Genomic DNA, 10,379 nt, shown 5'->3' with positions numbered 1-10,379 from the left:
GTGATGGATTACCTGTGGATGTAATTACAAAATATACAACTTTCTCCGCCGAATACCTGGCTAAACTGGCTAAGGAACACCATATCGTGTGAGTCGGTGTTTTCGCTCTTGTTGATGCAGAAGTACAGCAGGTAAAGCATCACGACGAAACGAGATACCAATATATACCATACAACCGGTACTGCCAGCAGCGGAATCTGTTGGCAGTACCGGTTTTGCATACAGCAAAAAGAGGGCCGGTCCGCAATCGACATATGCGTACCGGCCCTCTATGTTAAAGGATTCATAGTCATATGGTTTTTGGTTCTGGTATCTTTAACCTCACTGAAAACACGTACAAATCGTTTAGCTTGCAGATGTATAGATTAACTTAACGTGAAGAACTAGTTCCCATTCGAAAAGCTCGAAGCGCTTGCTGTCAGGTAAGTTACTATCTCAAATCTGTGAACGACATGCGTTTAACTAAATCCTGTCTAACCTGTTTTTCTTGTTTTCTCTATTCAGTTGTTGATAATCAACGCGATGAACACGAGATCTTCCGTTCCCTTGTTTTCCAAGCTGTGACTCTTTCCGTCCGGAGTATAGGTAACATCGCCTGCTTTGACGGTTCGGACTGCTCCGTTATCGTCATATTCGCCTTCGCCGGAAAGAATATAATATGCTTCCGCGTTGCCTGTGTGCATGTGGTAGCCCAAGGAACATCCCGGTTTCAGCGTAATGCGGGCAAACATGCCATTCTTACCCATGAGCTGTTCCTCTGTCAGCAGCTTCTGCTTTAAGATGTAACCCTTGCCGCCGGCCGCATGCTCTACCTTCTCTGTGTCCACTGGACTCACCCCTTTCGCTTGCTCTTTTTTCTACCTGTATTATAGCATAGAGAAAGAACTTTGTCATGCTTTTATCATAAAATACACATGCTTTTTATGCATATAAAATTTGGAGCTATACCCAGTCAGATTTCTGTATTAATCAGCAATAATGAGGGCCATGAAGACGAGGTCTTCTTTGCCTGTGTTGTCGATGGAATGACCATTGTTGTGAACGTAGACCGTATCGCCTTTGCTCAGGAGCCGCTGTGTGCCGCTGTCGTCGTACAGAGCCGTTCCCTGCAGAATATAGTAGGTTTCGCTTTCGCCGTAGTGCTCATGGTAGCCCAGGGAGCTGCCGACGGGAATCGTGACTTCGGCGAATAGGTTTATTTTTTCGTTCATCTGCGTTTCATTCAGGAATTCCTTAATCAGGGCATAGCCCTTGCCGCCCCAGGCATTGTCCATTCGCGTAACTTTCATAAAATCGTCTCCTTCGAAAAGTAATATACTGCACCATTTTCTTTTATTATACATAGAATGGATGCAAAAAAATCGTTCACTTCTTCGCAGAAAAGACAAAATTCTGTTGGAATTCGGCGGCTTTCGTGTATACTGAGCATATGACAGGAAAGGAGAAGTGCCTGTGAAAGAAGGAGAAGAAGAAAAACAAAAACGAAACCTTCGGGAACTGCTGCGGCAGCGGGCTGAGCGGCTGGATTCCGCCTATTGCCGCAGAGCTGATGCCAGTATTCGCAGGGCTGTACTGGCCCTGCCGGAATACGCAGCGGCTGCGGTGGTGTTCTGCTACGTCGGGACGGCCCGGGAAATACAGACGGCTCCCCTTATTGCCCGCATGCTGGCTGACGGCAAAACCGTCGCCGTGCCGCTGTGTACCGGTAAAGGCATCATGGAAGGGCGGCAGATACAGTCCCTGTCTGAGCTGCATCCCGGACGCTACGGGATTCTTGAGCCGCCGCAGACGGCGCCAGTCATTACGCCTGCGCAGATGGATTTAGTCATTGTGCCCTGCCTCAGTGCAGATCGAACGGGACATCGCCTGGGCTATGGCGGCGGTTTTTACGACCGCTATCTGCCGCAGACGTCGTGTCCGGCTGTCCTGCTCTGCCGGGAACAGATGATGATCTCAAGTATTCCTGTGGAGGCCCATGATGTACAGCTGGATCAGGTCATTTCCGAACAGGCCGTGTATCATTGTTCACACTGAGCGGGCGTGTAGGGCTCAGAAAGGTGTAGTGCATACAGATTGGTGCTGGACAATGTCGGACTGTGTACGCAGGCTCCGCCGACCAGATGTGGGTTTGCTTCCTTTGTTTGGGCCAGACGCCGCAAAGCCTGACTGTACGTTTCGTCAGGCCTGCCGATGGGCTGGGCTGGCGTACACCAGCCTCGTTCTGCCAGACTGCTGTATAACTGAGGGCAGAGATGGATAAGGGGCTGCGGTACCTGACGTGACAGGGCTGTCAGCAAGGGCAGTTCTGCATTCCTGATGACCTGTTCCCATCGTTTTGGGCCAAGAAGGGTGGGAGATAATACAGTGTCCGCGTAGGACAGCATACATGCGCCGTGCTGTATGCCCTGGCTGGCATAGGTCAGGAGCCAGGTGCTGATGCGGTGCAGGGCCTGCCAGATCTGTTCGGGCTCACGACGCCACGTCTTGTACAGGCATACGGGGTCAATAAGCTGCGACAGAATGGTAAAGGGTCCGCTTATATGCAGGGCAGTTGGTTTGCCTTCGCTCTGCAGCAGGGACAGGGCCTGGAGGATAGAGCCAATCCGTTCTGCTTCCACAGGTGGCGCAGGCTGGATGAGCAGGGTCTCGACAGAAGCATAAGGAGCACAGGCAATGCGCGGACTGTATGATGTGGTTCCCGGCGAGACGACAGCGCCCCACGCTTCGGCTTCAGCCGTATTATCCAGCGGCAGGTGGCAGAGGGCATCGCCAGTTTGCCGGCTTATGACCCTGGCAGCATCGGCCATGGCTGCGCTGCATTCATAGATCTGCTGTGGCTGCCAGGAAAGGTACTGGAATATCTGGGGATGGTGCAGCGTTTCCAGGGGATCGGCGCCGCAGGAATGGATTGGCATGGCATACTCCTTTAGCCGTGAATTGGCGGAAACGACAGAGATTGGACAAATAAGGATTCATACTGTGGATCGGTACTGAGATCGATATACTGCATCTGCGGAAGATAGCCTTCTATGGTGCGGCGCCATGGCCGGGACAGGAGGCAGAGCAGGGCCCCTGTGCGGGATGTGTTGCCCAGGCAGGTGACGGCGTCGGGCCGTACGTCCGGCAGAAGGCCAATATCGAACAGGGCCGATGCTTTCAGATGGCTGCCGAACTGGCCGGCAATCATGATGCGCTGCAGGGCGTCCGGCGTCAGGCCGAGACGGTTCAGCAGGAGCGTAATTCCCGTGCAGATGGCCCCTTTGGCCAGCTGAATCTGACGGATGTCCTGCTGGCTTATCGTAATGGGATGGGGACCGTCTGCGAGGATAAGACTGCGCTTTTTTCCCTCTTCCCGAAGGTACGGCAGGAATGTGTCATAGTGCTGGCTGCGAAGCTGCCGGGCAGAGCAGATGCGCCCGGAAGGACTGATCAGGCCGGCCCGGCGGAAGGCGGCTGCTGCTGTGAGAATGCCGCTGCCGCAGATACCGGAAGGAGGAGTGTTCCCGATGGTCTGGATGTGAAAGGCCTGGTCCTGCAGGGTCACGTCGTCAATGGCGCCGTCAGCAGCGGTCATGCCGCAGCTGATAGCAGCTCCTTCCAGGGCCGGGCCGGCAGCGCAGGCACAGCAGGTCATGACACCGTGATGGCTTACGACGATTTCGCAGTTCGTGCCAATGTCGAGAAACAGGACCGTATCTGCTGCATGCTGCAAATCGGCAATAGCTGCGCCGGCCAGGATGTCGGCGCCAATGTAGCCGGACAGGCAGGGGAGACAGTACAGGCGGGCCAGGGGAAAGCCGAGCAGGCCGACAGAAGCGGCCCTGACAGAGATACTGCCTGTAAAGGCCGGCGTATAGGGAAATCGGCCCAGCGAATACACCGGGCGATTCAGGAGAAGGTGCATCATCGTCGTGTTGGCACTGACAGCATAGGCGTAGATCCAGTTCGGCGAGAGGGCCAGGCGCCGGCATAGCTGGCCTGTCAGCTTGTTGATGCCCTGTATAATAGCCTCGTGGAGCTGCGCTGCGCCCTGCGGCTCCCGCTGGGTATAGGCAATGCGGGACAAGACGTCGCTGCCGTACAGGCGTTGCGGATTTTCAGCCGTGGCAGAAGCAATCTCCTCGCCAGTCGTTACATCGACGAGGGAAACGACGACCGTTGTCGTACCAATGTCGACGGCAGCACCGTAACAATGACGGCCCGTATCTCCCTGTTCTCTTCCGATTTGCTCCGGGCCGTCATATATATCGGTGTATATTGGCTGTCCTGGCGCAGCCTGATACAGGCGTTTGCTGATTGCCGGTTCTGGTGTATACGGCGGCGTGTACCCCGTATGCAGAATCGGTGCGGCCTTTCGTTCAGGCAGGACAATCTGCACGTCTCCGCAGGGATAGACAAAACAGGCCAGGCGGATCGCTGTATCCGGTTCTGCGCCGAGAAGTTGCCGTTCTTCCGGCGTCGGCGCATTGACAGTGCCGCTGAGAATAGATACGCGGCACTTGCCGCACTGGCCGTGGCCGCCGCAGGGGGCCGACAGGGGAATATGATGGGCCTGCAGAATCTGCAGGAGCGAATCGCCTTGTTTATAGGAAAAAGCCTGGCCCTGGGGCATTAGGGTTATGATATTCCCCATTCCTTATTCCTGCCGTTTCTGCTGGACCAGCTTCCGGGCCAGACGGGCTGCTGCCGACGCTTCCGGCGCATAGCCGTCAGCGCCGATAGCATCGGCAAAGCGCTGGGATACGGGACCGCCGCCGACCATGACGACGACGTCATGGCGAAGCTGTTCTTTCTGGAGCAGGGTCATGACGGTCTCCATGTTGTCCATAGTCGTCGTCATCAGTGTCGACAGGCCGACAACATCGGCCTTTGTTTCCCGGGCTGCCTGGATAAATCGTTCTGGCGCAACATCCCGGCCCAGATCAGTTACGGTAAAGCCGTTGGTTTCCAGCATGATTTTGAAGAGATTTTTTCCGATGTCGTGCGTGTCTCCTTCGACAACGCCGACGACGGCAGTGTATTGGTTTCCCGTCGCTTCAGGCTGCAAATGGGGCTGGAGAACGCGCAGACCGGCATACATGGCATCTGAGCACAGGAGAAGTTCGGGAATGTAATATTCTTCTTCTTCGTACAACGTCCCGACTTCGTCCATGCCGGCAGCGAGGCCGCGCATGATGCCGTTGTAAGCATTGTAATGGCAGCGAATCAAGGTCTGCGCTGCCTCGACGGCACCGTCTTCGTCCATGGCAACGACGGCCTGAGATAAGCGTTTCCAAAGCGTAGATTCAGATGGATTCATAGTATAAAGCTCCTATTCGGACAGATTTACGGCGCAACGGCATCATGGTACAATACATCTGATGAAATTGCGCTGCAGCATAAATATATAATACGAAAGGCAGGTTCATGATGAAAGGGATACAGACAGAACTGACGCCGAAAGAACGGCTGACATTGTATGAACAGGGACAGGAAGTAGACCGTATTCCGACGGTTCTGACATCGGCAGAAACAGGGTCGCTTCTCTATGGCATTGAGATACGGGACTACTACTCTTCGGCTGATGTGATGGTCGATGTGCAGAGCCGTCTGGCCGAGGACTTCGGCGCTGATGACATGGGCATGGCCATTGGCTCACGGGCCGTGGCGGAAGCATTGGGAACGAAGCTGGTCTTTCCCGATCACAGCGTATCACATGTCACAGCGCCGGCCCTGTCTTCTTATGATGATCTGGAATCGCTGCCCCTCGTCGATATTCACACAGGCGGGCGGATTCCGGTCATGCTGGAAGGCACGAAGCGGCTGCAGGAAAAATTTGGCAAAACCCATATCATTGGCGGCGGCACAGAAGGGCCTGTTACTCTGGCGGGATTTCTCATCGGTATCGAACGCTTTCTGCGGGATATGATCCGCCGGCCTGATGACGTGCAGCGCCTGCTGCGGTACAGTATGGAAAACGTCGTTTCCTGCTGCCGCGATGTCTATGCAGAAACGGGTATTTGCCTGTCTTTTTCAGAACCCCTTATTTCCAAAAACATTCTGTCGCCGGCATTCTTTCACCGCTTTGTCGAACCTGTCCTTTCTGAGACTGTGCGGCGCCTGACGGCTGTTTACGGCTGCCGGCCCAGCATGCATGCCTGCGGCATTATTCACGACCGCTGGGATGCACTGGCGGCCATGGGATTCAGCTCTCTTTCTATTGATAACAAGGAAGATATGGAGGCCCTGAAGCGGCAGCATGGTACGGAAGTGGGCATTACGGGAAATGTCGATCCTGTCGATGTCCTGCGCTACGGTACGGCAGAAGAGGTGACGAAGGATGTCATTCGCTGTCTGCGCCAGGCCGGGGATAATCCGGCAGGATTTACCTTGTGCCCTGGCTGCGACACGCCTATTGGCACGGCGAAGGAAAATCTGATGGCCTATATGCAGGCTGCTGCCGTGTACGGTGCCGGTGCCAGAAAGGGCTGTCTGCCCAAAGGGCTTCAGAATTTAGTTGATCCTGCAGTCAGCCCGGAAATGAGATAGCGCCGGAACAGGACAGCCAGCAGGGCCGGCGGGATAATGGCAATCATGCCGCAGGCGGCGATGATGGAGTAGAGAATCGTGTCCTTCGTCATAAAGTCAGACAAAATCATGGTAATGACGCGGTTCGTATAGGCTGATAACAGAATGGTGGGCACCATAAACTGCTTCCAGCTGATAATGAAGGTAATGAGGGCATTGGTCAGGAGAATGGGCTGTGACAGGGGCAGAATGATGCGCGTCAGCATACCCCATTCCGTAAAGCCGTCCAGCTCGGCAGCCTGCCAGAGTTCCCGGGGAAGCTGGATGAAGTAATTCATGGAAATCCATGTAAGAATGGGAATGGCCATGGTCGTATACAAGACGGCTGTCCAGAAATAGCTGTCCAGCATGTCATACTGGCGGAACATGGCGTAGACCGGGATGATGCGGGCAACCGTGGGGATGACGATAGTCAGGATGAGACAGCTCAGCAGGACAGTTCGTCCGGAAAACCGATACCGTGCCAGGGCGTAGCCGCCAAGGGTTGTCAGGGGCAGACTGATGAGCAAGGTCCAGAGAGCCAGTTCCAGGCTGTTTGTCAGAGCTGACAGGACAGTCATGCCTTCCCGACGGTCCCAGTCCAGAATGGCGCCGTAATTTTCCCAGGTCACAGACTGCGGGAAAAAAGAGGATGAGGCCTGGCTGATTTCTGCTTCCGGCGAAATGCTGACGATGAAGTTCCAGAAAATCGGCCCGGCTGTAAACAATATAATAAAGATAACTGCCAGCCCGTAGGCGCAGCGGTTCCATGAAAGAAAATGCATACCTGTTCCTCCTTGCCGCATCTTAGCGGATTTTCATGTAGCGAATGTAGAAATACCCGATAATGCCGCTGAGTAGCATGGCAATGTACGAGACGGCACTGCCTGTGCCGAAATCGAGAAAGTTAAACGTCGTCATGTACGTATAGACTTCCAGGGACTGACTTTCAAAGCGGTACCCGGACAGGGCAATGATTTCGTCAAATACGCTGACAGCCGTACTGAGAAAGGTGACGACAATAATGGCCAGCGACGGCGCAATCAGAGGCAGGGTAATACGGCGGAAGGCCTGCCATGGGCTGCCGCCGTCCATGTAAAAGGCATCGTAATATTCCTGGGGAATATGCTGCAGATTAGCCAGCACGAGGACTGCGCCAAAGGGGACGCTGCGCCAGACGACGGCCAGGCTCACGACGACCAGAATGCCCAGGCGGCTGCTGGTCCAGGCAATGGGTTCGTCAATAATGCCGGTCAGGAGAAGAAGTTTGTTTAAAAATCCGTATCCCGGGAAAAAGATGAATTTCCAGATAATCCCGTTGATCAGCGGCGGCAGGGCCCAGGGGATAATGATGAGTGCCGTGAGCAGCGGCGTGAGGATATTTTTTTTGTTCAGCACAAGGCCCATGATAATGCTCAGTACCAGTCCGACAGCCAGGACGAAGAGTAGAATGAAGGCGTTGTTCAGCAAGGTCATCTGGAAGGCTTTGTCTGACAGAAGATACAGATAGTTCAGCAGGCCGACGAAGGAATCCTGGCCTGGTTCGGTCAGTTTGTAGTGCTGCAGGCTGTATTCAAAGGTAACGATAAGAGGAAGATATACGAAGGCTGCCAGCAGCAGAACGCTGGGGCCTAAAAAGGAAAGAGGATAGAGAAATCGTTTCATACCAATACTCCTTAGATAGAAAAATACTTACGTACAGGCTGCAGGCCTATACGTAAGTATTTTTTATTATTGATTTGCTTTTACAATGGCGTTGACGCGGTCCGTCATCTGATCTGCCGTTTCCTGAGCAGACAGTTCGCCTTTGCCCATTTTCTGGATGAGGTTGTAGATTTCTGCACTCATCTTGGAGTAATACTTGGGAACGCCTAAGGGGAACGGTGACTGTACCAGCTTCAGCTGCTGCAAAATAACCTTGGCTGCTGCGGCATTGGCGTCGCTGCCTTTGGTCATTTCTTCAATGGTGCTGATGCGGGTCGGCGGATTGTTGATGGCCTTGTTCAGCTTCAGCTGTGTTTCCTTCGACGTATACCAGTCGATGAATTTCTGGGCAGCTTCTTTGTGTTCCGAGAATGCTGAAATACCCAGGGCTTCTACGAAAGCAACGGTCTGGGGAGCCGGGCCATTTTTGGCCGGAATGGGAATGGGGACGACCTGGCCGACGACTTTCGATACTTTCGGGTCGTTCGTACTGGTCGTAAAGGACTGGGGTCCCAGCAGGTATGCCCCTTCACCGGTGTAAATGCCGCGGAAGGTGTCCATGCCGGGCCGTGTAACCGTAACGGGGTCGATAAGGCCTTCATCGAGGTACTTCTTCAGCACGGTCAGCGTATCCAGGGCACTTTCTTTGTTCAGCGTGCCGTCATCGTTGAAGATTTTGCCGTTTCGGCTGACGGCGAGGGTGACGAAAGAAGTCGTTACTTTTTCTTCCGCATCCATAGGGAAGAGGAAGGGGTAGGAAATAACGCCCTTTTCCTTGATTGCTTTCATGGCCTGTTCCAGTTCGTCTGCGGTCTGCGGAATAGCAGTTACGCCGGCCTGTTTGGCCATTTCCGTATTCCAGTAGGCCATGCGGACGCCGTTGATATACGGCGTGGCGCAGTAGCCGTCTTTATACTTGAAATAGGAATAGGTCGGCACGTCTTTTACGGTATTTTCGTCAGGTTTCTGCAGTTCCAGCCAGCCGGCACTGGAAAATTCACCAGCCCAGGACCAGTCGACTTCGATAACATCAGCAGGCGCTTTTTTAGCTGCTGAGGCGACGGAGATTTTGCTCTTCGAATCGTCCCAGGAAACGGTCTGCACATGAGCGGTAATGCCCGTTTCTTTTTTGAATTCATCGAGAAGCTCCGGCGTTGGCGCGCCCCAGTCAGGGACCATGACCGTAATTTCTTCATTCCCGGCTGAGGCCGTTTTTGTCTGGGAAGAGCCGCCGCAGCCGGTGATCAGCAGTGCTGCAGCCAGGCCCGATACGAGGCCCAGTGTTTTCAAGGTTTGCGAAATAGTTGACATATGTGTTCTCCCTACAGGGTCTTATTGATTTGCCTTGACAATGGCATTGACCCGTTCTACCAGTTGTGCTGCTGCATCTTGCGGGGAAATCTGTCCCTGGCCCAGCTGGTTTACAGTGTTATAAATTTCCGTGCTCATTTTGGTGTAATATTTGGGTACGCCCTGTGGGAACGGCGTATCTACGATTTTCAGCTGGTTGACGATCGTTTCCGCAGCCTGGGCGGTCTGAGAATCCTGTTTCATCGCTTCCAGTGCACTGATGCGGATGGGCGGATTATTGATGGCCTTGTTCAGCTTCAGCTGCGTTTCTTTGGAAATATACCATTCGACAAACTTCTTGGCTGCTTCTTTATGCTGGGAGTATGCTGAAATGCCCAGGGCTTCCGGGAAGGCAATAGTATGAGGCGTTACGCCTGTCTTGCCGGGGATGGGAATGGACTGTACCTGACCGATGACTTTCGAGACTTTGGGGTCATTCGTGCTGGTCGTAAAGGACGTCGGCCCAAAGAGGAAGGAGCCCTTGCCGTTCTGAATGCCGCGGAATACGTCGATGCCCGGCGTCGTTACGCTGTTGGGATCGATGAGTCCTTCGTCGAGGTATTTTTTCAGTGTCGTCAGCGTGTCGAGGGTGCTTTCGGCATTGAGGGTGCCGTCGTCATTAAATACGCGGCCATTGCGAATATAGGCCAGGGCGATAAAGGATGTCGTCGTCTTTTCTTCGGCCGTCATGGGGAACAGGTACGGATATTCCTGGAGGCCTTTGCTCTTGATGGCCAGCAGCAGCTGGCCATCAAGAGAAAAGGCCTCCAGGAATATCC

11 protein-coding genes are annotated in these 10,379 nt (G+C 53.8%); 2 read left to right on the top strand and 9 right to left on the bottom strand.

Features of this window, described 5'->3' with window-relative positions; translation table 11 throughout:
• Window positions 1-500: 500 nt before the first annotated feature.
• Both Q3886_RS05455 and Q3886_RS05450 read right to left on the bottom strand, forming a co-directional pair.
• Window positions 501-827 (bottom strand): cupin domain-containing protein, encoded by a 327-nt coding sequence (locus Q3886_RS05455; RefSeq protein ID WP_301860159.1) that lies wholly within the window; start codon window positions 825-827, stop codon window positions 501-503.
• A 138-nt stretch (window positions 828-965) separates the two neighbouring features.
• Window positions 966-1,289, bottom strand: a complete 324-nt coding sequence (locus tag Q3886_RS05450) for a cupin domain-containing protein (protein WP_301860158.1) — start codon at window positions 1,287-1,289, stop codon at window positions 966-968.
• 163 nt (window positions 1,290-1,452) lie between these two features.
• Here Q3886_RS05450 and Q3886_RS05445 point away from each other — a divergent pair, with 163 nt between their 5' ends.
• Window positions 1,453-2,034, top strand: coding sequence for a 5-formyltetrahydrofolate cyclo-ligase (locus tag Q3886_RS05445; RefSeq protein ID WP_301860157.1), 582 nt, complete (start codon window positions 1,453-1,455; stop codon window positions 2,032-2,034).
• Here Q3886_RS05445 and Q3886_RS05440 read toward each other — a convergent pair.
• Genes Q3886_RS05440 through Q3886_RS05430 form a run of 3 tightly spaced genes read right to left on the bottom strand, consistent with a single transcriptional unit; the run spans window position 2,019 to window position 5,299 of the window.
• Window positions 2,019-2,915, bottom strand: coding sequence for a uroporphyrinogen decarboxylase family protein (locus Q3886_RS05440; protein ID WP_301860156.1), 897 nt, complete (start codon window positions 2,913-2,915; stop codon window positions 2,019-2,021). The two genes, Q3886_RS05445 and Q3886_RS05440, sit on opposite strands and share 16 nt — an antisense overlap.
• Window positions 2,916-2,926: 11 nt before the next feature.
• The gene (locus Q3886_RS05435; protein WP_301860155.1) at window positions 2,927-4,633 is read right to left on the bottom strand and encodes an ASKHA domain-containing protein; all 1,707 of its coding nucleotides are present in this window, start codon (window positions 4,631-4,633) and stop codon (window positions 2,927-2,929) included.
• A gap of 3 nt (window positions 4,634-4,636) precedes the next feature.
• Window positions 4,637-5,299: a corrinoid protein gene (locus Q3886_RS05430; RefSeq protein ID WP_301860154.1), complete on the bottom strand. Its 663-nt coding sequence runs from the start codon at window positions 5,297-5,299 to the stop codon at window positions 4,637-4,639.
• 107 nt (window positions 5,300-5,406) lie between these two features.
• Here Q3886_RS05430 and Q3886_RS05425 point away from each other — a divergent pair, with 107 nt between their 5' ends.
• Window positions 5,407-6,528: a uroporphyrinogen decarboxylase family protein gene (locus Q3886_RS05425; RefSeq protein WP_301860153.1), complete on the top strand. Its 1,122-nt coding sequence runs from the start codon at window positions 5,407-5,409 to the stop codon at window positions 6,526-6,528.
• On the opposite strand, the gene Q3886_RS05420 is transcribed toward Q3886_RS05425, so the two are convergent.
• The 4 genes from Q3886_RS05420 to Q3886_RS05405 form a co-directional block, all read right to left on the bottom strand.
• Window positions 6,486-7,331: a carbohydrate ABC transporter permease gene (locus Q3886_RS05420; RefSeq protein WP_301860152.1), complete on the bottom strand. Its 846-nt coding sequence runs from the start codon at window positions 7,329-7,331 to the stop codon at window positions 6,486-6,488. The genes Q3886_RS05425 and Q3886_RS05420 overlap by 43 nt on opposite strands.
• Before the next feature lie 22 nt (window positions 7,332-7,353).
• Window positions 7,354-8,211: a carbohydrate ABC transporter permease gene (locus Q3886_RS05415; protein WP_301860151.1), complete on the bottom strand. Its 858-nt coding sequence runs from the start codon at window positions 8,209-8,211 to the stop codon at window positions 7,354-7,356.
• 66 nt (window positions 8,212-8,277) lie between these two features.
• Window positions 8,278-9,561: an ABC transporter substrate-binding protein gene (locus tag Q3886_RS05410; RefSeq protein ID WP_301860150.1), complete on the bottom strand. Its 1,284-nt coding sequence runs from the start codon at window positions 9,559-9,561 to the stop codon at window positions 8,278-8,280.
• A gap of 21 nt (window positions 9,562-9,582) precedes the next feature.
• On the bottom strand, window positions 9,583-10,379 hold a 797-nt coding region (locus Q3886_RS05405), incomplete at its 5' end, for an extracellular solute-binding protein (protein WP_301860149.1).

The organism is uncultured Megasphaera sp., from assembly GCF_958350005.1.
Classification (GTDB): Bacteria; Bacillota; Negativicutes; order Veillonellales; family Megasphaeraceae; genus Megasphaera.
Note: the sequence above shows the minus strand (reverse complement) of the source record. Positions and strands in the feature narration are given on the sequence as shown.

Excerpts from the sequence above, each read along its gene's own strand:
- Q3886_RS05450 (WP_301860158.1), bottom strand. The coding sequence starts at position 1,289 with ATGAAAGTTACGCGAATGGACAATGCCTGGGGCGGCAAGGGCTATGCC.
- Q3886_RS05440 (WP_301860156.1), bottom strand. The coding sequence starts at position 2,915 with ATGCCAATCCATTCCTGCGGCGCCGATCCCCTGGAAACGCTGCACCAT.
- Q3886_RS05435 (WP_301860155.1), bottom strand. The coding sequence starts at position 4,633 with ATGGGGAATATCATAACCCTAATGCCCCAGGGCCAGGCTTTTTCCTAT.
- Q3886_RS05430 (WP_301860154.1), bottom strand. The coding sequence starts at position 5,299 with ATGAATCCATCTGAATCTACGCTTTGGAAACGCTTATCTCAGGCCGTC.
- Q3886_RS05425 (WP_301860153.1), top strand. The coding sequence starts at position 5,407 with ATGATGAAAGGGATACAGACAGAACTGACGCCGAAAGAACGGCTGACA.
- Q3886_RS05420 (WP_301860152.1), bottom strand. The coding sequence starts at position 7,331 with ATGCATTTTCTTTCATGGAACCGCTGCGCCTACGGGCTGGCAGTTATC.
- Q3886_RS05415 (WP_301860151.1), bottom strand. The coding sequence starts at position 8,211 with ATGAAACGATTTCTCTATCCTCTTTCCTTTTTAGGCCCCAGCGTTCTG.
- Q3886_RS05410 (WP_301860150.1), bottom strand. The coding sequence starts at position 9,561 with ATGTCAACTATTTCGCAAACCTTGAAAACACTGGGCCTCGTATCGGGC.